The organism is Paraburkholderia bryophila, from assembly GCF_003269035.1.
GTDB lineage: Bacteria > Pseudomonadota > Gammaproteobacteria > Burkholderiales > Burkholderiaceae > Paraburkholderia > Paraburkholderia bryophila.
This window is the reverse complement of the sequence record NZ_QLTK01000001.1, coordinates 111,207-134,730: the sequence shown is the minus strand read 5'-3', so window position 1 is coordinate 134,730 and position 23,524 is coordinate 111,207. Positions and strand designations below refer to the sequence as shown.

Sequence of the window (23,524 nt, the reverse complement as noted above, 5' to 3'; positions counted from 1 at the left end):
CGGGCGTATCTTGAGTCGTTTCTATCGGAAGATCGGCAGTTGGCTGGGATTGTTGGCGATCCTGATGGCCACGCTCGCGCCGACCATTTCGCATACGCTGGCCGCTCGCGACACGGCGGCAGGTGGCATGCCCGAGCATTGCATGATGCCGTCGATGGCGTCCATGCAGATGGGCTCGATGGACTCGATGAAGCCGATGCATGCGATGGCTTCGCTGCACGACATGTCTTCCACGCAGAGCAATCTCTCCGCTCAAGCCACCGCCAGCACTCCGACCGACCCCACCGGCAAACCCACCCAGCACACGTCGATGTCCGACGGCGACGCCTGCGGCTACTGCAGCCTGCTCGCCCACATGCCGGCCGTGGCGAGCGTCGAGACGCTCTTCACCGTCGCCGTGCGGGCGCGCCAGCACATCGTCGCCACCCGCTTCGAAAGCGTTCGCCGCGTCGAGCCGCTCGCCTTCGCGCAACCCCGCGCGCCGCCCTTCAACGCCTGATTCAAGTCATCGCGTCGCGATGCGCCCCGGCGCACGCGACGGCCTCCGCACGTCGGTTCGACGCTGCGCGCCAGCGTCACGACCCATGAAACAGGACGAACCATGCTGAACCCTTCCACGCGCACCACGCGCAACGGCCGCCCGCTGCGCGCCGCCTCGCTCATCGCGGCCGCCGCCACCGTTCTGCTCGGCGCACCGTCGCCAGCCCACGCCCACGCGATTGCCGGCGACCGCATTTTCCCGGCGACGATGGCCGTCGACGATCCCGGTGTCGGCGACGAAGCCGACTTCCAGTACGGCCACCAGCGCGTGCCCGGCGACAACGGCGATCAGAGCATCAACACCTTCAACGTCGAGTACGACAAGCTGATCACGCCGCGTCTCGCGGTGTCCGTCAACGGCAGTTACGTGATGCAGAACAATCCGACCGCGCGCGGCTTCGACAACGTCGGGGTCGGCCTGAAGTACATGCTGTACGTCAACGACGCGCACGAGTTCATGACCTCGGTCGGCGTGGATGCCGACCTCGGCGGCACCGGCAGCCGGGCCATCGGCGACAACTTCTCGACCATTTCGCCAACCATTTACGCGGGCAAGGGCATGGGCGATCTGCCCGACGCGCTGGCGTATCTGCGGCCGATCGCGATCACCGGCGAAGCGGGTCCGGCGCTCACCACCGGCGCGGGTCAACCGAACGCGTTCAACTACGGCTTCACGTTCCAGTACAGCCTGCCGTACCTGCAACAGCACGTCCGCGACGTCGGCCTGCCGCAGCCGTTGTCGAACCTGATTCCGCTCGTGGAAGTCCCGCTGTCGCGCAGCCAGGGGCAAACCACCGGCACGGTCAATCCGGGCTTCATCTGGATCAACCGCTACGGTCAGTTCGGTGTGGAAGCGCAGATCCCGATCAATCGCGCGAGCGGATCGCACGTGGGCATTCTGGTGCAGGCCCATGTGTTCCTCGACGACGTCGCGCCGACCACGATCGGCAAACCGCTCTTTCAGTAACCCGAACTTCAGTCACGCAGGAGAAGCACGATGAAAAACGATCGGCTGGCAAGACTGCCTCAGGCCGCGAAACTGACCGCGTTCGTGGCCGCGCTCACATGCGCGAGCGCTGCATTCGCGCATGTGTTTCCGCAGAAGCAGGAACCGGGCGCGGGCGCGACGGTAGCGTCGCCCGCGCAGGTGCGGGTGATATTCGACGGCCCGCTGGAACCGGCCTTCAGTTCGCTGACGGTGACTGACGCGGGCGGCCGGCAGGTCAACACGGAGAAGTCCGCGGTCGACGCGCACGAGGCCGCCGCGATCGCCGTGCCGTTGCCGCCGCTCGCCGCCGGTCACTACACGGTGCACTGGGTGGCGGTGGCCGACGACGGCCATCGCACGCACGGCGACTACGGCTTCAACGTGAAGTAAGCGCAAGCAGGAAAGCGCTGCGTCGTCGTTCGCGCGACGACGCAGCGCACGAGGCTGCCGGGCCTCGCGAAGCGTGTGAAACGTACTATTATCAAAAAGACACGTGAAGCACGGCGGCGGCGCCTGCGGGCGCCGCCGCCGTGCCAGTCGATTCGTACGACGCACCGAGCGGCATGGCGGGTTCGCATGCTCGTCGACGGCCTCGGAGGACATATCGTGAACGCGGTCGAAAGCGTGGTCCAGACGGTGTTGTACGACGGCTTTCTGCCGAATGCGTCGCGGCTGGCCTCGACGAATAACCTTCGGCGCTGGCCGTCTGGCGGCGTGTATCCCCGCGCCTATGCCGAGGTGTCCGGCAACGATCCCTGGGTGACGCAGAGCGAGTGCCTGTTGCGCGGCAACGCGCAGACGCGCGTGGCAGTGCGGCCGGGCTTTTTGCAGATCACCGGGCGGCTCGCGCTGGCGGCGCAACACGAGGCGGAACTGGCGGCGCTACGGCCCGGCGCGGGCGAACCCGTGTGGCGCGCGGTGCCCGGGCTCGATGTCGATGGGCGACGCTACACCTCGCGGCAGGAAGCGCTCGAGCGTCATATCGCGGTACCCGTGCAGCGGCTTGCCGACTTGCTGACAGCGCCACGGGAAACGGCATTTTCGTTCGCCGCTTCCGGCGAACTGGAACCGCTCGTGGACCGGCAGGGCACGGTGCATGGCGCGCTGCGCCGTACTCGCGCGGCACTGCAGGGGCGGGTCGAATTGAGCGCGTCGAGCGTGGCCGGCGGGGTTTATCGGCTCAGAGCGCGCATTGTCAACGAAACGCCGCTTTGTCGCGTGCGCAGCATGTCGCACGATGCCGCGTCGCTGCACGCACTGGTGTCATGTCACACGGTGCTCACCATCGAGCATGGCGCCTGGATCTCGTCGCGCTATCCGCCGGACGAACTGGCCGCCTGCTCGGCCGCGTGTCGCAACATCGGCGTCTGGCCGGTGCTGATCGGCGACGAGCAACGCTGCGACACGATGCTCGCCGCGCCGGTCGTGCTCGACGACTTCCCGCGTATCGAACCCGATCGCACCGGCGCGTCGTTCGACGCGCGGCCGCCGCTTGCCAGCGTGCGGGTGGCGGGCGGCGAGGTTCACGTCGGCGATCAGGTGCGGCTGCGGCCGCGCGGTCGCGCCGACATCTTCGATATCGCGCTGAGCGGCATGATCGCGACCGTCGAATCGATCGAACGCGACATCGACGAGCACGTCCACGTGGCCGTGAGGTTCGACGACGATCCGGGCCACGACGCCGGCATGCCGCACCTGCCGGCGCAGCGCTTTTTCTTCGGCGCGGATGAAATCGAACCGCTTGAGGCGGCTCAGGGCGGCGGCAAACGCGCTCATACGTTATCCGTCATCCGCCACGTCGAGGCGCGGGTGCAGGGCGTCGGCTCGCGACCCGGAGCGTGGCGCGAGCGCCGCGTCAACCCTTCCTGAACAGCTCGCGCGCAAGCGAGCACAGCAACGTGGTCGCCGGCGATTCGTCCTGCAAGCGGCGGCTCATGATGATCGGCGACACCACGTTGGCCGCCGGAATGGGCCGGTAAGCCACGCCATGCGCGCGCAAGCCTTCCACGCTTTCCGGCACGAGAGACACGCCCACTTGAGCTGCGACCAGACCCAGCGCGGTCTGCAATTCGCGCACTTCGTGAATCGCTTTCGGCTCCAGCGCGTGATCGTGCATGGCGCAGAGTTGCTGGTCCGCGTAGCTGGGTCGAGGCGTGCTCGGATAGACGATCAAGGTTTCCGCCGCAAGTGCGGCGAGCGTCACCGCCTTCTTTTGCCGCGCGAGCGGATGGCCTTGCGGCAACGCGGCGATCATCCTTTCTTCGACGAGCACCTCGCGCGCCAGTTGCGCGTCGTCGAAGCGCAGGCGGCCAAAGCCCACGTCGATCCGGCCGCCCTTGAGCGCGCCGAGCTGCTCGATCGTAAACATTTCGATCAGCGACAACTCGATCTGCGGCGCGGCCTCGCGAAACGCGCGGATCACGGCGGGCAGCGCGCCGTAGAGCGTCGACGGCACGAAGCCGATCACGATACGTTCGGCCAGTTGCGCGAGACGCCGGGTGAGCGGCGCGAGTTCGTCGGCGTCGTCGATCAGGCGTTTGGCCTGCGCGTAGAAAATCCGCCCGGCCTCGGTGAGCCGCAACGGCCGCGCGCCGCGTTCGAACAGCGGCAAGCCGACGCTTTCCTCGATCTGCTGGATCTGGCGGCTAAGCGGCGGCTGCGTCATATGCAGACGATTCGCCGCCCGCGTGATGTTCATTTCTTCCGCGACCGCGATGAAGTAACGCAGCTGACGAAGTTCCATGCAGATCCCTGAGGCAGAGGAGCGCTGATCGAAGCCCGCGGTTTTTTTCCATCGCCGCGCGGGCGGCGGTGGCCTTCAGACGGCTTTGCGACTCGCGGCGAAGCGCCGCCGGGCGGGTGTCGGTACGAGCCTTCTGAAGCGTTCACGCTTGTGTTCTTCTTCGAAGTGGCTCAACGACGGCTTCACCAGGTCGCTGCGCGACACGATGCCTTCCGCCGCCGTGATCTTCACGCATTGCGCGATCAGACCGCCCAGCACCGGCACGCCGATCACCCAAAGACCGAGCGTATTCCCGGCCGGTGAGCGTTCGACGAACGACAGCGTGCCGAAGAAAAACAGATTGGTGAACAGGCGGATCAGGTTCAGCAGGACGTACGCCGCCAGCGTGCTGACCGCGCCGATGCACGCGGCCAATGCAAAAATGCCGGGCAGCCGCGCATTGGCTGCAAAATCGCGCTTGTGTGACGCTGTGTTCATGATTACTCGTAGTCGATCTGTGGAACCTGGAACGCGCCCTGCAGCGATTTCAACTCCGCTCGGTGCAGTTCCGCCAGCCGTGCCAACACCCGTTCGCCGGCTTTCTCGAGATGTACTTCCACCTGACGGCGATCGGTTTCGCTGACCTGGCGGCGCACCAGACTGAGCGCTTCGCAGCGCGATACCAGCGCGACCACGCCGTGATGTTGCGATTGCAGGCGTTCGGCCAGTTCGCCGACGCTCGCCCAGTCGCGCCCCGGATAGCCCTTGATATGCAGCAGCAACAGGTACTGCAGCGGCGTGATGCCTTCGCTCTGCGCGGCCTGCTCCGAGAAGCGTTCGAAGCGCCGCATCTGGTAGCGAAACTCCGACAGTTGCTCGAAGTCGGTTTTTCTCAAGCCGTTAGTGCGTGTTTTCATGGCGTGTCTGCTGATCCGGATTCGTATCACGTTGTGATGCAACGGCTCGCGCCGCCGCTGCGTTCGTGTTGTGCGCGTTACCGTTGAAAGCGCGCGACGCGGCCTGCAGTTCCACTTCGTGCAGCAGCGCTTCGAGGTCGTCCGGATCGATGTCCAGCATTTCGCTGCGGCGCATCAGCACCGCCTCGAAATCCGCGCGGGTAAAGCCGCTGCGCGGCGGCTCGCCGGCGGTGTCGCCGGCCGCGGCGCGGCTCGGCCGGTGCGCGTGAGCGTGCGGGTAGCGGTGACCGGTGGCGGCGTGATAAACCAGCGCCGCGACCAGCAGCGCAGCCGACTGGAGCGCGATCGGCTCCAGCACGAAGCGGTAGCCCAGCGCATGAATGGCGGGGCCGCCCAGCACGGCGGTCAACGCCACCGCGCCCGACGGCGGGTGAACGCAGCGCAGCGCGAACATGCCGCAGATCGACAGCGACACGGCCAGCGCGGCGGCGAGCGTCGGGTCGGCGATCAGGTTGGCGCAGGTCACGCCGATTGCCGCTGCGACGAGATTGCCGCCGATCAGCGACCAGGGCTGCGCCAACGGGCTCGCGGGGACCGCGAACAGCAGAACGGCGGAGGCGCCCATCGGCGCGACCAGCATGGGGATATTCACCGTGGGTCCGAGCAGCAGGCGCATGGCGCCGCTGGTGAAGGCGATGCCGAGCAGCGCGCCGAAACACGAACGGGCGCGTTCCTGCCAACGCACGGAAACCGGTGCGGGGATAAAACTGGCCAGCCAGCGAAGCGCGATGGAGCGGAACACGATGTAGGGAAGAACGAAGTTGAAGACAAGGCCTCGCGCGACATTGCCGGACACAGCCCGGCGGCGCGAAGGCACGCAGGCCGCAATTATATGTCAATGTGATATAAATTGCCGGCAGTACCCGGCCCCGGCCCCCGACCGCTACACACGCGACGATGTCACCTTGTTGCGCCCGCTGGCCTTGGCGTCGTAGAGCGCTTCGTCGGCGGCTTTGATCACGGCGGTCACTTCGTCGTCGCGCTGCGGTTCGCAACTGACCGCACCGATACTCGCCGTCACGCGTCCATATTCGCTGCCGGCGTGCTCGATCGCGCACTCGGAAATGGCGTTGCGGATTCTTTCCGCGATCTCCGCCGCGCCTTCCGCCGGCGTATCGGGCAGCACGACGATGAACTCCTCGCCGCCGTAACGCGCCGCGGTATCCGCCGGCCGCCGGATGCTGGCGGTGATGCAGCGAGCCACGGCAGCCAGCGCGTCGTCGCCGGCCTGGTGGCCGTAGGTGTCGTTGTACGACTTGAACCGGTCGATATCGACGAATAGCAGCGACACCATGCTGCGGGTGCGTTTGGCGCGACGCCATTCGGTATCGAGAATTTCGCCGAGGCTGCGGCGATTATTCAAACCCGTGAGGCCGTCGGTTCGCGCCAGCAGGCGCAGTTCCGACTCCGCACGCATGCGCCGCCGCAACTGGATGCCGAGCAGCGAGGTCAGGCCGATAAACACCGAGCCGAATACGACCATCAGCGAACCGATCGTCAGCGCGCGGCGGCGCCAGTTCGCGTAGATGTCGCTTTCCGCGGCGGCGGCCATGATGATCAGCGGCGTATGGGGGAAATTGCTGAACCAGTAGAGCCGGCGAACCCCGTCGATCGACGCGGTGTCTTCGAAACTGCCTTCGCTGGCGGCCATGAAATGACGGAACGTGCTGGCGTTGCGGATATCGCGGCCGATGATCTTGTGATCGTAAGGCTGGCGCATCACCATCACGCCGTTTTTGCCGATCAGCGACAGCGAACCGTGCGGCCCGAGCGACAGCCCGGCGAATAGCGCATGGAAATACTCCAGGTTGACCGCGAGCAGCACGATGCCGCCGAACGAGCCGTCCGGATTCGAAATGCGCCGGGTTAGCGCGATACTCGGCGAACCGCCTCGCAACCGCGACTCGTAAGGATCGCTGACATACGTGCCGGCGTTCGGATTGTCGCGGTGAACCGTGAAGTATTTCCGGTCGGCGAAATTGCCTTGGCGCGGCACGTCGCTGCCGGAATCGATAACGATATTGCCGCTGGCATCGAGCACGAGGATCGAGCCCAGATATTTGGCGCTGGCGGCCCGATCGAACAGCACCTCACGGCGCATTCTCGGGGACAACGCCATGACCTCCGGGTCCTTGACGTTGTCGACCACGGCCTGCAGCGACAAATCGTAAAGCTCGAAATTGCGTTCTATGTCGCGCTCGGCGATCAGCGCGATATCGCGCAAGGTGTCGCGGGTGTGATCGAGCGTGTCCTGGCGGCTCTGGTAAAGCACGATGCCGCATAAGCCGACCATGACGATCGCGATCGCCGCGCCGCATGCCGCGACGAGCAGCGACGACGACGCGAATTTCCGCGTGACGAGTCCGCGGAAGTTTGCAAGCAGATGGTTTTCCGTTTTTATCATCTTTATCGGACCATGCAAGCCCGGCTTTGGCGAGGCCGGATCGATCGTCAGGAGGACACCGTGACGGCAGGCTCTGCCGGGCATCCCGCTTCGCTGATGCGGTGCTCATGGTATCAGGCTTAAACCGCCGGTTCCCGTTTGTTTCAGGCGGCTGTCGGCTAATGGTAAGCGTGCTCCGCAATCCTCTAACGAGTTCAGGGTATACATCGATTAGCGGGCGCTTCGCCTTCCATACCGCCAAGGTATGAAAGTAGTCGGAATCGGTGTTGGACGGCTTCGCGGGTTTGTTTTTACCATGGTGTCCTCGGTCGCGCGGCTCAGGCGCGCAGTTCAGGAGGACATCGCATGACAGCAGCAGCCGTGAAAATCGACAGCGTGGAGACGATTCTCGTCGACGTGCCGACGATTCGCCCGCACCGCCTCTCGGTCGCGACGATGAATTGCCAGACCCTCGTGCTGGTGCGCATTCGTTGCGCGGACGGCATCGTCGGTGTCGGTGAGGGCACCACCATCGGCGGGCTCGCGTATGGCGAGGAGAGCCCCGAGAGCATCAAGATCAATATCGACACCTATTTCGCACCCTTGCTCAAGGGGCTGGACGCCACTCGCCCAGGCGCCGCGATGGCGACGCTGCGCACGCTGTTCCATGGCAACCGGTTTGCGAAATCCGCGCTGGAAACCGCGTTGTTCGACGCGCAGGCGCAGCGCCTCGGCGTGCCCTTGTCGGAGCTGTTCGGCGGCCGCGTGCGAGATTCGGTCGAGGTCGCCTGGACGCTCGCGAGCGGCGACACGCAGCGCGATATCGACGAAGCCGCGCGCGTCTACGAAGCGAAACGGCATCGTATTTTCAAGCTGAAGATCGGTGCGCGCGCATTGGCCGACGACGTCGCGCATGTCGTCGCGATTAGCCGCGCGCTCGAAGGCCGTGGCGAAGTGCGGGTGGACGTGAATCAGGCGTGGAGCGAGACCGAAACGATCTGGGCCGCGCGCCGTTTCGCCGACGCGGGCGTGACGCTGATCGAGCAGCCAATCGCGGCGCACGACCGCGCGGGCCTCAAACGCCTGACCGACCTCGCCATCGTGCCGATCATGGCCGACGAAGCGCTGCACGGTCCCGCCGATGCGTTCGCGCTCGCGAGCGCGCGCGCCGCCGACGTCTTCGCGGTGAAGATCGCGCAGTCGGGCGGTCTGGCCGGCGCGGCGCAAGTGGCCGCGATTGCATCGGCCGCGCATCTCGACCTCTACGGCGGCACCATGCTCGAAGGCGCGGTGGGCACGATGGCCTCCGCGCAACTCTTCAGCACCTTCGGCGCGTTGAAGTGGGGCACCGAGCTGTTCGGCCCGTTGCTGCTCACCGAAGACATCCTCACCGAACCGCTGCGCTACGAGAATTTCGCGCTGCAACTGCCCGACGGTCCCGGTCTTGGCATCGCGCTCGACTGGGACAAGATCGACCGCCTGCGGCGCACCGCGCACTAGCCGCACTAGCGCCTCGCGCGGCATTACCCGCAGCTTTACCCGCAGCTTTATCCGCATCAGTACGCACGGAAGGCTCATCCGCTAGCCATCCGGAACATCGAACGAAGGAGATACCCCATGAACCCGCAAGCCATCGACGCCCTGCTGCAAAAGATCAACGACAGCGCCACCCGCGAGGGCAATCCGCGCGCGAAGCAGATCGTCCACCGGATCGTGCGCGATCTGTTTCACACGATCGAAGACCTCGACGTGCAGCCCGACGAATTCTGGACCGCGCTGAACTATCTCGGCGATGCCGGCAAGAGCGGCGAACTGGGTTTGCTGGCAGCGGGTCTCGGCTTCGAGCATTTTCTCGATCTGCGTCTGGATGAAGCGGAGGCGAGGGCGGGCATCGAGGGCGGCACGCCGCGCACGATCGAAGGTCCGTTGTATGTGGCGGGTGCGCCGCTGTCGGAAGGCCACGCGCGCCTCGACGACGGCACCGATCCGGGCCAGACGCTGGTGATGCGCGGCCGCGTGCTCGGCGAAGGCGGCCAGCCACTGGCTCATGCGCTGGTCGAGGTGTGGCACGCGAACCATCTCGGCAACTACTCGTACTTCGACAAATCGCAGCCGGCTTTCAATCTGCGCCGCTCCATTCGTACCGATGCCGAGGGCAGGTACAGCTTTCGCAGTGTCGTACCCGTGGGCTATAGCGTGCCGCCGCAAGGTCAGACGCAAATGCTGCTCGACCAGTTGGGCCGGCACGGGCATCGTCCGGCACATATCCATTTCTTTATTTCCGCGCCGGGTTTTCGCAAGCTGACCACGCAGATCAATATCGACGGCGATCCGTATCTATGGGACGACTTCGCGTTTGCTACGCGCGACGGACTCGTGCCGGCCGTCAAGCAGGCCGAAGGGGCGGAAGGTCAGGCGTATGGCGTGGACGGTCGGTTCGCCTTGATCGATTTCGACTTCACGCTGTTCAAGGAACGCGACAACCTGCCGGATGCAGAAGTGGAGCGTGTGCGCGCCGAAGCGTGAGGCTTCAAAGCGTGAGGCCTCTCTCGAAGCATTAGGCCTCAACGCGTGCAACCTCACAGCCCCGCCAGATGCTCCACGAGTGCCTTCTCCGCGCGCGGCAGTGCGTCCCGGTCGCGCATGCAGATCAGCAACTGACGGGTCGCCCAGCGATCGGCGAGTTCGATCGTGCCGCCCGGCGTGCCGCGATAGCGCTGCGCCGCCGCGGCCGACACGATGCCGATGCCGGCGCCTTGCCCGACCATGCAGCAGACGCCGTCGAAGGTCCGCATGTGGGCGCGGAAACTGAGCGTGCGGCCGGCCATCAGCGCGCGCTCGCCGAGGTAGGCCTGCAACGCGCTGTCCGCGCTCAGACCGATGAATGCCCGCCCGGCGACTTCCGCCAGCGTGGTGCGGGTCAACTGCGCGAGCGGGTCGTCGCGGCTCGCGATCAGCACCAGTTTGTCGACCGCGAACGGTAGCGTCTGCAACGCGCCGTGTTCGACCGCATCGGAAATGATGCCGATTTCCGCCGCGCCGGTCAGCACCGCTTTCACCGTCTCGCTGCTCTGGCGTTCCTTCAGATCGATCTGCACGTTCGGGTGATCGCGCAGAAAGCGGCCGATCGGCGACGGCAGAAACTCGGTGATCGCCGCGGAATTGGTCCACAGGCGAATGCAGGCCTTGCGGCCTTCCTGATGCTCGCCGAGTTCGCCCTGCATCCGTTCGATCTGGCCGAGCACGAGCCGCGCGTGATGCGCGAGCGTATCGCCGGTCGGCGTCGATTCCACACCGCGCCGGCCGCGTTCGAGCAGGGGCATGCCGAGCGTGTCCTCCATGCCGCGCAGCCGCGCGCTCGCCGACGGCAGCGACAGGTTCGCGCGTGCCGCGCCGTGGGTAATGCTGCCGGTTTCGAGGATGTAGAGAAACAACCGTAAGTCGACGAGATCGAAGCGCATGGAGAGCATGGTAGTGGAGGGCAGGCCGACGAGGGTTGGCCTGAATTTCAGCCTGGGTTTCAGCCCGGGTTCAGCCTAAGTCCAAGCCTAAGTCACCGTACGTATCTTACGCATTGTCGCCAGCGGTGAGGCAATCGACAATCGCCCTCATCGCTTCCCTGAAACTCTCCGATGATCTCTTCGTTTGCGATGCGCGCGGGCGTGGTGGCCGCCACATTCGTGTTGGCCGGCTTCGTCAAGGGCGTGACCGGCATGGGCCTGCCGACCGTCGCGATGGCGGTGCTCGGCACGTTGATGCCGCCCGCCCAGGCGGCCGCGATGCTGCTGTTGCCGTCGTTCGTCACGAATGTCTGGCAGCTGTTCGCGGGGCCGAATGTCAATGCGCTGCTCCGACGTCTCTGGCCGATGATGCTAGGCATCGCCGTCGGCACGATCGCTGCGGCGTCGTTCATCGCGGGCGGCGGCGGGCAGTGGGCCGTCGTCGGACTGGGCGTCGCGTTATCGCTCTATGCGGCCGCCGGTCTGCTGGCATGGCGGTTCTCCGTGCCGGCCCGGCACGAACGCTGGCTCTCGCCGGCCATGGGCGCGATGACCGGCGTGATCACCGGCGGCACCGGCGTGTTCGTCGTGCCGGCGGTACCTTATCTGCAGGGTCTCGCATTGAAGAAGGAAGACATGGTGCAGGCGCTCGGCTTGTCTTTCACGGTGTCCACCGTCGCGCTCGCGGCCGGTCTGGCCCGCGAGCACGCGTTCGCCGTCGGCGATCTGCGCGAGTCGCTGTTCGCGGTCGTGCCCGCGCTGCTCGGCATGTGGATCGGCCAGCGGGTGCGTGGGCGTATCAGTGCCGAGACCTTCCGCCGCTGGTTCTTTATCTGCCTTCTCGTGCTCGGCCTTCAACTGATGGCGCGCGCATTCGTTTAACCCATAACCGATAGTCAACCGATAGTCGAAACGAAGGCGAGGTGAGAACGTGTGGGCCACCATTCTGGATACCTTGGGCGCGCTGGCGGTACTGGCCAGCGTGGCCGCGCAGCTTGCGTTTCAGCGCGGCAAGCCGTAAAGCTCAACGCGGCGCGAGCCGCTCCGGCAGCGCATACCGCTGCATGGTGCGCTCCATGCCGTCGAGAAAGGCCTGCTCGGCCGCATTCATCTTGCGCGCGCGCAGCCACAGCAGATCGATATCGACGTCGACCAGACCTTCGTCGGGCGGCAGACGCCACAACCGCTGCTGCGCGAGATCGTCGCGCACGATGTGCTCCGGCAGACAGCCGATGCCATAACCCGCGAAGATCAGCCGCCGCACTTCGTCGAGACTCGGCGACGCGGCCACGATGCGCCCCGTGAAGCCGCGCTGATCGCGAAACACCGTGAGCGGCGACAGGCTGTCGCCGATCTGGTCGCTGGTGAACGACACGAAATTTTCCGCCAGCAACTGATCGACCGACAGCGCATGCCGCCCGAACAGTCGATGATGCCGGCCGCAGAAAAGCGCATACCGTTGCCGCAGAAAACAGCGCTGTTCGAGTTTGTCGACCGGCGTGCGGCACAGTCCGAGCCCGGCGGTCGCGGTCTTCTGCAACAGCGACGAGATGATGTCCGACGAACGCATCACCTCGATCTGCAAATCCACCCGTGGATAGGTCTTGTGGAATTCCGCGAGGAATTCGTCGTAGACGCCGGAGTCGATCCGGCTCACGGTCAGCAGACGGATTGAACCGGTGATGTCGTCGCTGCGGTCGTCGAGTTCGGTTTCGAGCCGCGACATGTGACCGTAGATATCGCTCGCGATCCGGTACACCTCTTCGCCGGCCCGCGTGGGCTCGAAGTGCGGGCCGCGGCGCTGGATCAGCGTGCGCCCGAGCGTGTCTTCGAGCCGCTTGAGTGCCTGGCTGACCGCCGGTTGCGTGAGATGCAAACGCGCTGCGGCACGGCTCACGCTGCGCTCCTGCATGATCACGAGAAACGTGCGCAGCAGGTTCCAGTCGAGCCGGTCGTTCAGAAAACGCGTGACGTCCGCGCGCAGTTGGGTCATCGGTTCGTCTCCGTGGGTCGGCAACACGCGGGTGAGGTATTAGCCAGATTTATAGTCAAGATAATAAACCGAAATTTGACTAATGTTTTATGGATGGCGATAAAAGCCCTCGACAGATATCCATCCGCAATAACAACCGAGGAGCCGCCATGAATACTTCGACCGCCCCGACCCGCCAGCCCGTGCGAGCGGCTAGCGCCGCTTTCATCGGCACCATGATCGAGTGGTACGACTTTTATATTTACGCCACGGCCGCCGCGCTGGTGTTCGGCGAGTTGTATTTCCCGTCGCACGATCCGTTCGTCAGCACGATGGCGTCGTTCGCGACCTTCGCGGTGGGCTTCTTCGCGCGGCCGCTGGGCGGCGTGATTTTCGGCCACCTGGGCGACCGGATCGGCCGCAAGAAGGCGCTGATGACCACGTTGATGATGATGGGCGTGGCGACCGTGTGCGTCGGTCTGCTGCCGGCCTACACGAAGGTCGGCATGCTGGCACCCGTGCTGCTGGTGTTGCTGCGGGTGGTGCAGGGCATCGCGGTAGGCGGCGAATGGGGCGGCGCCGTGCTGATGGCGGGCGAGCACGCGCCGCAAGGGCGGCGCACGTTCTTCGCGTCGTTCGCGCAACTGGGCAGTCCGGCTGGCCTGATTCTGTCGCTGATCGCGTTTCGCGCCGTGACGTCCATGCCGCACGACGATTTCCTGGCCTACGGTTGGCGTCTGCCGTTTCTGGCGAGCGCGGTGCTGCTCGCGGTCGGCATTTTCATCCGGATGGGGGTGAACGAGTCGCCGGAATTCGCGCGCGAGAAAGCGGCGAAGCGCACGCTCGAGTTGCCGATCGCCGAAGTGTTCCGCTCGTCCGGCACGCTCGTCGCGTTGTGCATCGGCGCGAATACGATCGGGATTGCCGGCGTCTATTTCACCAACACGTTCATGATTTCGTACACCACGCAGAACGTCGGCGTGTCGAAGTCGCTGATTCTCGATTGCCTGTTCGCGGTCGCGATCATCCAGTTTCTGGCGCAGCCGCTGGCCGCCTTGCTCGCCGAAAAACTCGGCGCCGCGCGGTTCCTGAAGTTGGCCGCATGCGCCGCGATGCTGTCGCCGTATCCGATGTTCACGCTCGTGCAGAGCGGTAGTCGCGCTTCGATGATCGTCGGTATCGCGTTGGCGGTGGTGTGCATGGCGAGCTTTTATTCCGTGATCGCGGGCTTTGTCAGCGGCGTGTTTCCGGTGCGCGTGCGGTATTCCGCGATTTCACTGTCGTACCAGGTGTGCGGCGCGATTGCCGGCGGGTTGACGCCGCTCGCGGGCACCTGGCTCGCGCACAAATTCGTGGGGCAATGGTGGCCGCTGGCGGTGTTTTATACGTGTCTCGCGGGCATCTCGCTGTCGTGCATCGTCGCGCTCGATGCGCTCAAACACCGCCGTGCGGATGCACCCGAAGCACTCCCGGCACGTTGAATCGAAGAGGAAAATCGTGATGTTGAAAGTCGATGGACAACGCCTGTGGGCGAGTTTGATGGAGATGGCGCAAGTGGGCGCGACCGCGCGTGGCGGCGTGCGCCGGCTGGCGCTGACGGAGGAGGATCGCCGCGGCCGCGCGCTGTTCGCCGGATGGTGCGAAGCGGCCGGCATGACGGTGCGCACCGACGCAGTCGGCAACCTGTTCGCGCGTCGTGAAGGCAGCGAGGCAGAGGCGAAGCCGATCCTGATCGGCAGTCATCTGGACACGCAACCCGAGGGCGGCCGTTTCGACGGTGTGTATGGCGTGCTGGCCGGTCTCGAAGTCGTGCGCTCGCTGAATCAACAGGGCATTCGCACGCAGCATCCGATCGAGGTCGTGTCGTGGACCAACGAGGAAGGCGCGCGCTTCACGCCAGCAATGTTGGGCTCGGCGGTGTTCGTCGGCGCGACGCCGCTGGCCGACGCGTTGCGCACGCAGGACGCGCAAGGTGTGACGCTCGCCGACGCGCTCGAAACCTGCGGCTGCAAGATCGACGCCGGAACATTGACGACGCACGACGTCGAAGCCTATTTCGAGGCCCATATCGAACAGGGGCCGATTCTCGAAAGCCACGGCCATCCGATCGGCGTCGTGACCGGCGGCCAGTCGATTCGCTGGCTCGATATCGAAGTGAGCGGCGTCGCCGCGCATGCGGGCACCACGCCGATGCCTTACCGCAAGGACGCGTTCTTCGCGGCCTCGGCGATGGCGCTCGAACTCGAAGCCATCGCGAGGCTCTACGCGCCGCACGGGCTCGTCACGATCGGCCAGGTCGACGTGCCGAATTCGTCGCGCAATACGATCGCGGGCAAGGTGGCGTTCACGGTCGACCTGCGTCATCCCGACGACGCGAAGATCGACGCGATGGAGCGCGACGTGCGAGCCGCCTTCGAGCGCGTCGCCGCGCAGCGCGATGTGCAAGAGTCGATCTCGACGTACTGGACGAGTCCCGCCACGCCGTTCGATCCGGCCTGCGTGGCGCTGGTCGAGGATGCCACGCGGCAGCTCGGCTATACCTATGAGCGTATCGTCAGCGGTGCGGGGCATGATGCGATTCATCTGGCGCGCCATGTGCCGACCGCGATGGTCTTCATTCCGTGCGTGGACGGCCTCTCGCACAACGAAGCCGAAGACGCGTTGCCCGCCGATGTGACCGCCGGCGCGAACGTGTTGCTCAATGCGGTGCTGGCGCGCGCGAAAGTGGCTGCGCCGGTGCCCGCCTGAACCATCTGACTGCCTTAGCTGGCCTGAACCAGGGAATCTCACGATGCAGACATTTTTTCATCCGGCGCAGTTGAAGCATCATCCGCGCAGCTATCTGTCGCGCGGCCAGATGCGCACGCCGCAGGAAGTCCCCGAGCGCGCTCTGCGGCTCGTCGAGGCGGCAAAAAAACTCGGCTTCGACGTGCGTGAGCCGGCCGATTTTGGCAGTGCGCCGCTCGCCGCCGTGCATGGCATGAACTATCTGCGCTTCCTCGAAGAAGCGCACCGCGAATGGAAAAAGATGCCCGCGGAGTGGGGCGACGAAGTGATGTCGAACGTGTATATCCGCGAGAACAATCCGCTGCGCGGCGTGCTCGCGCAAGCCGCGCGCTATCTGGCCGACGGCAGTTGCCCGGTCGGCGAGCACACCTACGAATCGGCCTACTGGTCGGCGCAAAGCGCACTGGCCGGCGCGCAGGCGCTGCTCGACGGCGCGGGCGAAGCGTATGCGCTGTGCCGGCCGCCGGGGCATCACGCGCGCGCCGAAGCGGCCGGCGGTTTCTGCTATCTGAACAATGCGGCCGTTGCCGCGCAGGCGCTGCGCCAGCGGTACGCACGCGTGGCGATTCTCGACACCGACATGCATCACGGGCAGGGCATTCAGGAGATTTTCTACGGCCGCGACGACGTGCTGTACGTGTCGATTCACGGCGACCCGACCAATTTCTATCCGGTGGTCGCGGGTTTCGAAGACGAACGCGGCACGGCGCAAGGCGAGGGTTACAACCTCAATCTGCCGATGCCGCACGGTTCGCCGGAAGCGGTGTTCTTCGAGCAACTCGATACCGCATTGGGCGCGCTTGCGCGTTTTCAACCGGACGTGCTGGTGGTTGCGCTCGGCTTCGACATCTACAAGGACGACCCGCAAGCCATGGTGGCGGTTACGACCGAAGGTTTCGGCGAACTGGGCAGCAAGCTCGGCGGATTGAAACTCCCCACGCTGATCGTGCAGGAAGGTGGCTATCACATCGAAACGCTGGATGCGAATGCGCGCTCGTTCTTCGGCGGCTTTGCTTCAATGCGTTAAAGCAATCGGATCGATAACTTTTTTTGGGGGCACAGCCGATTGTTCGGCTCGACCGACGTATCTGTTCGTTTGCAGCCGCTTTATCCCGGATGCCAATCTGCCTACATTGTCTCCAGTGACAGCGCCACTGCATTTCCAGACTCATCGGCTTCATCGGCGTCAGTGCCGCGAATCTTCGCGGCAACTGGCCGGCGCGAAACCCATTCAAAGGAAACGATCATGAGCAAGCTCACAGGTAAAGTTGCAGTTGTTACTGGCGCATCGAAAGGTATCGGCGCGGCGATTGCGAAGGCGTTGGCCGCGCAAGGCGCATCGGTGGTGGTGAACTATGCATCGAGCAAGGCGGGCGCTGACGACGTCGCCGCCGCGATCACCGCGGCGGGCGGCAAGGCGGTGGCGGTGGGCGGCGACGTCTCCAAGGCGGCCGACGCGCAAGGTATCGTCGACACGGCGGTCGAAACGTATGGCCGTCTGGACATCCTGGTCAATAACTCGGGCGTCTACGCCTTCGCGCCGATCGGTGAAATCACCGAAGAACACTTCCACAAGCATTTCAACGTGAACGTGCTGGGTCTGCTGCTGGTCACGCAGGCGGCCGTCAAGCATATCGGCGAAGGCGGCAGCATCGTCAACGTCAGTTCGGTGGTGAGCCGCATCACGCCGGCAGGCAGTGCGGTTTATACGGCGACCAAGGGCGCGGTGGACGGCATTACCGGCGTGCTCGCGCGCGAACTCGGTCCGCGCAAGATTCGCGTGAACTCGGTGAACCCGGGCATGGTTGCGACCGAAGGCACGCATAGCGCGGGCATCACCGGCACCGACTCCGAATTCGAAGCGTGGGCACTCAGCACGACGCCGCTGGGGCGCATCGGCCAGCCGGACGATATCGCCGACGTGGTGACGTTCCTGGCGTCGGACGACGCGCGCTGGGTGACGGGTGAAAGCCTGATTGCAAGCGGCGGCTCGCGTTAAGCCGTTCAGCGCCAGGCGGGCGACGCGAAAGAGTGGGGCGTTGCGGCTGGCAAGGTGGCCGCAATCCTGATCGCCGCGCTGATCGCAACGCGCAAACCGGCGCCGACGGCTTTCAAGCCGCCGGCGCTTTCTTGTGTGCGTCGCGACAACATGACTTCAGCGCCACCGTTCTATGCCGCACCCTGCGGCGCCGGTTCCGGCAACGCCACCGCGAACAACGCATCCAGCAGATTCGAGCCCGGCCGCTCGGCGAGCCGCGTCAGCGATTCGATCATCCGCACCTGACAATCCTGCAGCGGGACCATGCGGATGCGCCGCGATTCCTTGAATTCCGCGCGCGCGATCACGCCCACGCCCATGCCTTGCGCGACCGCTTCTTCGAGCGCTTCGCGGCCGTCCACGTACATCACCGGTTCCACCTGCAACGATTCGCGGACCAGCTCGGTTTCGAGCAACTGTTGCGTGACGGATTGCGGCTCGCGAAAAATCATCGGCTGCCGGACCAGTTCCGCGTAGCTCAGCTTGCGTTTTTTCGCCGCCGGATAATGCGCCGGCACCATCGCCACCAGCGGATCGCGCCGCAACACCCGCGCCTCCAGCCGGCTGTGCACTTGCGGCGCGGCGGTAATGGCGGCGTCCACCGCGCTCGACAGCACGCGCTGCATGCAATCCGCCGCGTTGGCGATCGACAGCGTCACGACGATCCCCGGATGCAGCTTGCGAAACGCGCCGATCAGCGCGACCGCCAGATCGGGCGCGTCGGCCACGATCGAGAGCGAACCGGACTCCAGCCCACCCGCCGATTCGAGCAGTTGCCGCGCGTCGCGTTCGCAACCCAGCATATGCCGCGTCACCGCGAACAGACGCAGACCGAGTTCCGTGGTGTCGACACCGCGCGGCCCGCGCTCGAACAGTTTGACGCCGTAATCCTGCTCCAGCCGTCGCACATGGTCCGACACCGCCGGTTGTGTGAGCGACAGCGCCTGCGCCGCTTTCGAAAAACCGCCGTGTTCCGCGACCGCATGAAACGCCCGCAATTGCGCGTATTGCACGTATGCCTCGCTGGGTAATAAGTTTTTGCGATACCTGCATCGATTATATCGATTTTACCGATGAGCTTTGTTCCGCTACTGTGTGAGCCATCGAAACAGCGTTATTGGAGAGTCCGGCCATGCCCAGCGTGATCGACCGTCCCATCGCAGCATCCCCGGCCGTCGGCGTCACGTGCGCGGCGCCGGCCAAAGGCGAGCCGTATCTGCTGACGCCGGGTCCGCTCACCACGGCGCTCTCGACCAAAGAGGCCATGCTACGCGACTGGGGCTCGTGGGACGGCGACTTCCGCGCCATGACCGCGCAGTTGCGCGCCGGCCTGCTGGAGATCGCGGGCGATACAACCGGCGACTACGATTGCGTGCCGTTGCAAGGCAGCGGCAGCTACTGCGTCGAGGCCATGCTAGGCAGTCTGATTCCGCGCGACGGCCATGCGCTGGTGCTCGCCAACGGCGCGTACGGCAAGCGCATCGCCACCACGCTCGGCTACCTCGGCCGCACCGCCACGGTGCTCGACAAGGGCGACTACCTGCCGCCGCGCGGCGCCGAAGTCGAACGTCTGCTGGCCGCCGATCCGAGCATCACGCATGTGGTCGCGGTGCATTGCGAGACCAGCTCGGGGATTCTCAATCCGCTCGAAGAGATCGCCGCCGCCACCGCGAAGCAGGGCCGCAAGCTGCTGATCGATTCGATGAGCGCGTTCGGCGCGGCGCCGCTCGACGTGCGGCAGATTCAATGCGAGGCCTTCGTTTCGTCGGCGAATAAATGCATTGAAGGCGTGCCGGGATTCGGTTTCGTGATCGCTCGTAAAAGCGCGTTGCAGGAAGCGAAGGGCCGCAGCCATTCGCTCGCGCTCGACGTCTACGACCAGTGGGACGTGATGAACCGCACCGGCCAGTGGCGTTTCACGCCGCCCACGCACACCGTGGCCGCGTTTATCGAAGCGCTGCGCCTGCACAAGCTCGAAGGCGGCCAGGCTGGACGCCTCGCGCGTTACGCGAACAATCGCGACGTGCTGGTGGCCGGCATGAGCGAGCTCGGTTTCGAACCGCTGCTGAACGCGCGTTGGCGCTCGCCGATCATCGTGACGTTTTTCGCGCCGGCGCATCCGTCGTTCCGCTTCGAGCGTTTTTACGAATCGATGAAGCAGCAGGGTTTCATCATCTATCCCGGCAAATTGACGGTGGCGGACAGCTTCCGGATCGGCTGTATCGGTCAGGTGGACGAGCACGTGATGCGCGCCGTCGTGCGCGCCTGCGCCGGTTCGCTGCGGGACATGGGCGTGCCGGGCGCCGAGCCGCCCGCGGCCGCGCTCGAAGAACGCAAGGCGCTGGCCGACGCGGACTGAATGCGCCGGAGGTCGGCGGAACACTCTGGCAAGAACAAAGGATCGAACTGAAATGAAACACGTCAAAGCAGTGATTTTCGACTGGGCCGGCACGGTGGTCGACTATGGTTCTCTCGCGCCGATGGGCGCTTTCGTGGAGACCTTCGAACAGTTCGGCGTATCGATCTCGATCGACGAAGCGCGCGGCCCGATGGGCATGGCCAAGCGCCCGCATATCGCGGCCCTGATGGCGTTGCCGCGCGTCGCGCAGGCGTGGGCGGACAAGTATGGTCACGCGCCGGGCGAAGCGGATATCGACGCCGTGTACGACGTCTTCGTACCGAAGAACATTGCGGTGGCGGCAAGCTATAGCTCGGTGATTCCGGGCGTGGCGGCGGTGGCGAGCGCGCTGCGCGGCGACGATATCCGCATCGGCACGACCACCGGCTATACCCGCGAGATCATGGCCGAGATCGTGCCGGGCGCGGCGGCGCAGGGCTTTTCGCCGGACAGCATCGTCTGCACCGGCGATACGCCGGAAGGCCGGCCGTCGCCGTACATGATCTACAAGACCTTGCCGGCGCTCGGCGTGTGGCGCGCCAAAGAGGCGATCAAGGTGGACGACACCGAGGTCGGCATCGAGGAAGGGATCAACGGCGGCACGTGGGCGGTCGGCGTCGCGGTCAGCGGCAACGCGTTCGGCATGGCCGAGGACGACGTCAAGGCGTTGGCGCCCAATGAATTCGCCTCGCGGCGCAAGGCGGCGATCCAGAAGCTGCGGGCGGCCGGCGCGCATTACGTGATCGACAGCGTGGCGGACCTGATGCCGGTGGTCTATGACATCGAGGCGCGGATGGAGCGTGGCGAGCGGCCCTGAGTGGTGTGTGCCGCCGGCCTCGCGGGTCAGGTGCTCACTTGAAAAACCCCACCGCCAGATCGATGAACTCGCGAATCTTGCGCGGCACGAACTCGCGGCTGGGGTACACGAGCGACACGGCCACGTCGCCGTTGGTCACCGCATAGTCGTCGAGCACGCGCACCAAAGTGCCGCTGCGTAATTCGTCGGCGACCATTTCGAGCGGCAGCAGCGCGATGCCCATTGCGCCGAGCGTGGCCTGCTTCTGCATGATCATGCTGTTGACGGTGAACGAGGCATCGAGCGCGATGCTTTCTTCAGCGTTCGCGCTGTCGTTGCCGCTGCCGCCGCTGTGGCTGAACACCCACGTCTGCGGACTGGTGTCGAGCGCTGCGGCAATCACGCGATGCCGAGCCAGATCGGCCGGCGTTTTCGGCTGGCCGGCCTGGGCCAGATACGCGGCCGCCGCCACCGGCACCGCGTGCGAGTTGATCAGACGCCGCACCACCAGCGACTCCGAGCGGATCATATGTTCGGTGACGATCCCCACGTCGAATCCCCCCTCGAGCAGGTCGACCCGTTTCTCGGTGAGCGTGACACGCAGATTCACCTGCGGAAACTTCGCCTGATATTCCGCGAACAGCGGCGTGAGCCGGAACAGCGAGAAGCTGCCGAGCGCCACGATCCGCAGGTCGCCCGCCACTTCCTTCGAGGTGGTGGTCGCGCGCGATTCGACCTCTTCCAGTTCCGACATCACCACCCGGCAACCGTCCGCGTAATCCGCGCCGGCTTCGGTCAGCACGACCTTGCGCGTGGTGCGCTGGAACAGCCGGATGCCAAGGTGTTTCTCGAGGCTCGACACGTGGCGCGTCACCACGGAGGTCGAGACATTGAGTTGCTCGGCGGCCTGCGCGAAGCTGCCCGCGTCGGCGACCTTGACGAAGGCCTGCATGGCCTGAAAGAGATTGATCATTTAAGTGCTGAAAGCGGTGTCGTTTAGGCGTGTGTGGCGTGGCGGGCGACGATCCGGCCGTTCGCCACCACCAGTTTGCGCGGCGGCCGCGCGACGATGGCGTGGGCGAGCGTATCCGCGTCGACCAGCACGAGATCGGCGCGCGCGCCGACGTGCAGGCCATAGTCGTTGAAGCCGCAACCCAGCGCGGCGGTCGTGCTGACGCAATCGAACGCGATGGCCAGTTCGTCGTCGCGACGCAGGCCGTAGCGCATCGCGATCAGCATGGCGCGTTCGAGCATGTCGGGCGAGCCGTGAGGCGTCCACGTATCGCGTATGCCATCGTTGCCGCCGAACAGCGTGACGCCTTTTTCAAGGCAGGTTTTTAGCGGCGGCACCGGCGTGGAAGCGGGCGCTGTCGTCAACAGCGCGACGCGCAGATCGGCGAGGCGTGCGAGCAAGGCGTCGCGTTCGCGCTCCTGCAGCGCGCCGAGACAGAACGCATGGCTGACCACCACGCGGCCTTGCATGCCGAGCGCCGCGACCCGATCGAGCAGCAGCCCGAGCGTGAACGCGCCCACTTCGCCGGGCTCGTGCAGGTGAATGTCGATCGGTTTCTGATGACGTTGCGCGAGCTCGAAGGTCAGATCGAGCGACGCCACCGGATCGCCGTCGATCAGCGCGGGATCGAGCGCGCCCAGCACGTCCGCGCCCGCCTCCAGCGCCTGCCCGAGCAAGGCGCCGGTACCGGGACGCCCGAGCACGCCCGACTGCGGAAACGCCACGATCTGCATCTCCAGCACCTCGCGCAGCGCGTCGCGCGTGGCGAGCACGCCTCCCAGATGACGCAGCCCCGCGTCGGTATCGATATCCACGTGGGTGCGCAAACGCGTCGTGCCTGCCTGCACGAAGGCACGGGCGAGCGCGAGCGACTGCGTGCCCGCATCGTGATCGCCTTGCGCGCGAAACCGCCGTTCGTTCTCGATCCGGTCGGTCAGCTTCGGGCCGACCTCGTTGCGATACCACGGCAGGCCCCAATGCGTTTTATCCAGATGCGTATGACCTTCGACGAAACCGGGCAGCAGCAGCGCGCCCGCACCGTCTTCCAGCGTCACGCCGGGCTCGCGCGGCAGGTTCGGGCCGAGCGCCGCGATGCGGCCGTCGGCGATCGATACGTCGACGCAAGTGCCGTCCGGCAGACGGACATCAGTGATGAGCAAAGCGTGGGTGGTCGTGGTCATGAGAGCGGGTCGGCTGCGACGCGCGCGATCCGGGCGCGCGTCGGCGATAAGCAATGGTCTGCTGAAAGCATGCGCTGCCTGTTTGTCGAGCAGGCGAGGGCGGCGCAGGTCCGGCGGGTGAATTGTACTTCCTGGCGCTGCGCGTCCATCTGCCCGGAGGTTCGCCGCCGCCCCGCGAAAACCTGTTGCAAACCGTTACAGGCGCTCAAGTTTCGCGTGTCGATGCCGTT

The 23,524-nt window shown here is 65.4% G+C and carries 21 protein-coding genes and 2 pseudogenes; 13 read left to right on the top strand and 10 right to left on the bottom strand.

The window, feature by feature from the left end:
* Nucleotides 1-10: 10 nt before the first annotated feature.
* From BX591_RS00650 to BX591_RS00635, 4 genes are all read left to right on the top strand, one after another.
* Nucleotides 11-499, top strand: a complete 489-nt coding sequence (locus tag BX591_RS00650; RefSeq protein WP_420849313.1) for a DUF2946 domain-containing protein — start codon at nucleotides 11-13, stop codon at nucleotides 497-499.
* Between the two features lie 102 nt (nucleotides 500-601).
* Nucleotides 602-1,507 carry a hypothetical protein gene (locus BX591_RS00645; RefSeq protein ID WP_111928836.1) on the top strand — a complete coding sequence of 302 codons (906 nt, stop codon included), beginning with the start codon at nucleotides 602-604 and terminating at the stop codon, nucleotides 1,505-1,507.
* Between the two features lie 30 nt (nucleotides 1,508-1,537).
* On the top strand, nucleotides 1,538-1,918 hold the full coding sequence (locus BX591_RS00640) for a copper resistance CopC family protein (RefSeq protein WP_111928835.1): 381 nt from the start codon (nucleotides 1,538-1,540) through the stop codon (nucleotides 1,916-1,918).
* A 186-nt stretch (nucleotides 1,919-2,104) separates the two neighbouring features.
* Complete coding sequence (locus BX591_RS00635; RefSeq protein ID WP_111928834.1) at nucleotides 2,105-3,397, top strand: hypothetical protein; 1,293 nt, start codon at nucleotides 2,105-2,107, stop codon at nucleotides 3,395-3,397.
* Here BX591_RS00635 and BX591_RS00630 read toward each other — a convergent pair.
* From BX591_RS00630 to BX591_RS00610, 5 genes and pseudogenes are all read right to left on the bottom strand, one after another.
* Nucleotides 3,384-4,271, bottom strand: a complete 888-nt coding sequence (locus BX591_RS00630) for a LysR family transcriptional regulator (protein ID WP_111928833.1) — start codon at nucleotides 4,269-4,271, stop codon at nucleotides 3,384-3,386. The genes BX591_RS00635 and BX591_RS00630 overlap by 14 nt on opposite strands.
* A 240-nt stretch (nucleotides 4,272-4,511) precedes the next feature.
* A pseudogene (locus tag BX591_RS00625) lies at nucleotides 4,512-4,748 on the bottom strand (chloride channel protein); the annotation flags it as partial.
* Between the two features lie 2 nt (nucleotides 4,749-4,750).
* Nucleotides 4,751-5,167: a MarR family winged helix-turn-helix transcriptional regulator gene (locus tag BX591_RS00620; RefSeq protein WP_111928832.1), complete on the bottom strand. Its 417-nt coding sequence runs from the start codon at nucleotides 5,165-5,167 to the stop codon at nucleotides 4,751-4,753.
* A gap of 82 nt (nucleotides 5,168-5,249) precedes the next feature.
* Nucleotides 5,250-5,969 (bottom strand): annotated as a pseudogene (locus BX591_RS00615) (HPP family protein); the annotation flags it as partial.
* 141 nt (nucleotides 5,970-6,110) lie between these two features.
* Nucleotides 6,111-7,631 (bottom strand): sensor domain-containing diguanylate cyclase, encoded by a 1,521-nt coding sequence (locus tag BX591_RS00610; protein WP_111928831.1) that lies wholly within the window; start codon nucleotides 7,629-7,631, stop codon nucleotides 6,111-6,113.
* Nucleotides 7,632-7,976: 345 nt separating this feature from the next.
* Here BX591_RS00610 and BX591_RS00605 point away from each other — a divergent pair, with 345 nt between their 5' ends.
* Together BX591_RS00605 and catA are read left to right on the top strand one after the other, a co-directional pair.
* On the top strand, nucleotides 7,977-9,110 hold the full coding sequence (locus tag BX591_RS00605) for a muconate/chloromuconate family cycloisomerase (protein ID WP_111928830.1): 1,134 nt from the start codon (nucleotides 7,977-7,979) through the stop codon (nucleotides 9,108-9,110).
* 117 nt (nucleotides 9,111-9,227) lie between these two features.
* Nucleotides 9,228-10,136 carry a catechol 1,2-dioxygenase gene (gene catA, locus BX591_RS00600; RefSeq protein ID WP_111928829.1) on the top strand — a complete coding sequence of 303 codons (909 nt, stop codon included), beginning with the start codon at nucleotides 9,228-9,230 and terminating at the stop codon, nucleotides 10,134-10,136.
* 53 nt (nucleotides 10,137-10,189) lie between these two features.
* Here the strand turns inward: catA and BX591_RS00595 are convergent, their stop codons facing one another.
* Nucleotides 10,190-11,071: a LysR family transcriptional regulator gene (locus BX591_RS00595; RefSeq protein ID WP_111928828.1), complete on the bottom strand. Its 882-nt coding sequence runs from the start codon at nucleotides 11,069-11,071 to the stop codon at nucleotides 10,190-10,192.
* Nucleotides 11,072-11,242: 171 nt separating this feature from the next.
* Here BX591_RS00595 and BX591_RS00590 point away from each other — a divergent pair, with 171 nt between their 5' ends.
* The gene (locus tag BX591_RS00590) at nucleotides 11,243-11,992 is read left to right on the top strand and encodes a sulfite exporter TauE/SafE family protein (protein WP_244146911.1); all 750 of its coding nucleotides are present in this window, start codon (nucleotides 11,243-11,245) and stop codon (nucleotides 11,990-11,992) included.
* 142 nt (nucleotides 11,993-12,134) lie between these two features.
* Here the strand turns inward: BX591_RS00590 and BX591_RS00585 are convergent, their stop codons facing one another.
* Nucleotides 12,135-13,094, bottom strand: a complete 960-nt coding sequence (locus BX591_RS00585) for a LysR family transcriptional regulator (protein WP_111929329.1) — start codon at nucleotides 13,092-13,094, stop codon at nucleotides 12,135-12,137.
* Nucleotides 13,095-13,252: 158 nt separating this feature from the next.
* On the opposite strand from BX591_RS00585, the gene BX591_RS00580 reads away from it, so the two are divergent.
* From BX591_RS00580 to BX591_RS00565, 4 genes are all read left to right on the top strand, one after another.
* Complete coding sequence (locus BX591_RS00580) at nucleotides 13,253-14,563, top strand: MFS transporter (protein ID WP_111928827.1); 1,311 nt, start codon at nucleotides 13,253-13,255, stop codon at nucleotides 14,561-14,563.
* Between the two features lie 19 nt (nucleotides 14,564-14,582).
* Entirely contained in the window at nucleotides 14,583-15,830 is a 1,248-nt protein-coding gene (locus BX591_RS00575; RefSeq protein WP_111928826.1) for a Zn-dependent hydrolase, read from the top strand.
* 43 nt (nucleotides 15,831-15,873) lie between these two features.
* Entirely contained in the window at nucleotides 15,874-16,896 is a 1,023-nt protein-coding gene (locus BX591_RS00570) for a histone deacetylase family protein (protein WP_111928825.1), read from the top strand.
* A gap of 219 nt (nucleotides 16,897-17,115) precedes the next feature.
* Nucleotides 17,116-17,868 (top strand): glucose 1-dehydrogenase, encoded by a 753-nt coding sequence (locus BX591_RS00565; protein WP_111928824.1) that lies wholly within the window; start codon nucleotides 17,116-17,118, stop codon nucleotides 17,866-17,868.
* Between the two features lie 170 nt (nucleotides 17,869-18,038).
* Here the strand turns inward: BX591_RS00565 and BX591_RS00560 are convergent, their stop codons facing one another.
* Nucleotides 18,039-18,920 (bottom strand): LysR substrate-binding domain-containing protein, encoded by an 882-nt coding sequence (locus tag BX591_RS00560; protein WP_111928823.1) that lies wholly within the window; start codon nucleotides 18,918-18,920, stop codon nucleotides 18,039-18,041.
* 119 nt (nucleotides 18,921-19,039) lie between these two features.
* Between BX591_RS00560 and BX591_RS00555 the strand changes: the two genes are divergently transcribed.
* Both BX591_RS00555 and phnX read left to right on the top strand, forming a co-directional pair.
* Entirely contained in the window at nucleotides 19,040-20,266 is a 1,227-nt protein-coding gene (locus BX591_RS00555) for a 2-aminoethylphosphonate--pyruvate transaminase (RefSeq protein WP_111928822.1), read from the top strand.
* A 52-nt stretch (nucleotides 20,267-20,318) separates the two neighbouring features.
* The gene (phnX, locus tag BX591_RS00550; protein WP_111928821.1) at nucleotides 20,319-21,122 is read left to right on the top strand and encodes a phosphonoacetaldehyde hydrolase; all 804 of its coding nucleotides are present in this window, start codon (nucleotides 20,319-20,321) and stop codon (nucleotides 21,120-21,122) included.
* Between the two features lie 34 nt (nucleotides 21,123-21,156).
* On the opposite strand, the gene BX591_RS00545 is transcribed toward phnX, so the two are convergent.
* Both BX591_RS00545 and BX591_RS00540 read right to left on the bottom strand, forming a co-directional pair.
* Nucleotides 21,157-22,074, bottom strand: a complete 918-nt coding sequence (locus BX591_RS00545) for a LysR family transcriptional regulator (RefSeq protein WP_111928820.1) — start codon at nucleotides 22,072-22,074, stop codon at nucleotides 21,157-21,159.
* A 23-nt stretch (nucleotides 22,075-22,097) separates the two neighbouring features.
* Nucleotides 22,098-23,294 (bottom strand): amidohydrolase family protein, encoded by a 1,197-nt coding sequence (locus tag BX591_RS00540; RefSeq protein WP_111928819.1) that lies wholly within the window; start codon nucleotides 23,292-23,294, stop codon nucleotides 22,098-22,100.
* Nucleotides 23,295-23,524 lie beyond the last annotated feature (230 nt).

Bases quoted from the DNA above. Each gene is read 5' to 3' on its own strand.
- BX591_RS00605 (WP_111928830.1), top strand. From the start codon at position 7,977: ATGACAGCAGCAGCCGTGAAAATCGACAGCGTGGAGACGATTCTCGTC.
- phnX (WP_111928821.1), top strand. From the start codon at position 20,319: ATGAAACACGTCAAAGCAGTGATTTTCGACTGGGCCGGCACGGTGGTC.
- BX591_RS00590 (WP_244146911.1), top strand. From the start codon at position 11,243: ATGATCTCTTCGTTTGCGATGCGCGCGGGCGTGGTGGCCGCCACATTC.
- BX591_RS00635 (WP_111928834.1), top strand. From the start codon at position 2,105: ATGCTCGTCGACGGCCTCGGAGGACATATCGTGAACGCGGTCGAAAGC.
- BX591_RS00630 (WP_111928833.1), bottom strand. From the start codon at position 4,271: ATGGAACTTCGTCAGCTGCGTTACTTCATCGCGGTCGCGGAAGAAATG.
- BX591_RS00565 (WP_111928824.1), top strand. From the start codon at position 17,116: ATGAGCAAGCTCACAGGTAAAGTTGCAGTTGTTACTGGCGCATCGAAA.
- catA (WP_111928829.1), top strand. From the start codon at position 9,228: ATGAACCCGCAAGCCATCGACGCCCTGCTGCAAAAGATCAACGACAGC.
- BX591_RS00645 (WP_111928836.1), top strand. From the start codon at position 602: ATGCTGAACCCTTCCACGCGCACCACGCGCAACGGCCGCCCGCTGCGC.
- BX591_RS00640 (WP_111928835.1), top strand. From the start codon at position 1,538: ATGAAAAACGATCGGCTGGCAAGACTGCCTCAGGCCGCGAAACTGACC.
- BX591_RS00595 (WP_111928828.1), bottom strand. From the start codon at position 11,071: ATGCGCTTCGATCTCGTCGACTTACGGTTGTTTCTCTACATCCTCGAA.
- BX591_RS00620 (WP_111928832.1), bottom strand. From the start codon at position 5,167: ATGAAAACACGCACTAACGGCTTGAGAAAAACCGACTTCGAGCAACTG.
- BX591_RS00575 (WP_111928826.1), top strand. From the start codon at position 14,583: ATGTTGAAAGTCGATGGACAACGCCTGTGGGCGAGTTTGATGGAGATG.
- BX591_RS00570 (WP_111928825.1), top strand. From the start codon at position 15,874: ATGCAGACATTTTTTCATCCGGCGCAGTTGAAGCATCATCCGCGCAGC.
- BX591_RS00540 (WP_111928819.1), bottom strand. From the start codon at position 23,294: ATGACCACGACCACCCACGCTTTGCTCATCACTGATGTCCGTCTGCCG.
- BX591_RS00545 (WP_111928820.1), bottom strand. From the start codon at position 22,074: ATGATCAATCTCTTTCAGGCCATGCAGGCCTTCGTCAAGGTCGCCGAC.
- BX591_RS00580 (WP_111928827.1), top strand. From the start codon at position 13,253: ATGAATACTTCGACCGCCCCGACCCGCCAGCCCGTGCGAGCGGCTAGC.
- BX591_RS00610 (WP_111928831.1), bottom strand. From the start codon at position 7,631: ATGATAAAAACGGAAAACCATCTGCTTGCAAACTTCCGCGGACTCGTC.
- BX591_RS00555 (WP_111928822.1), top strand. From the start codon at position 19,040: ATGCCCAGCGTGATCGACCGTCCCATCGCAGCATCCCCGGCCGTCGGC.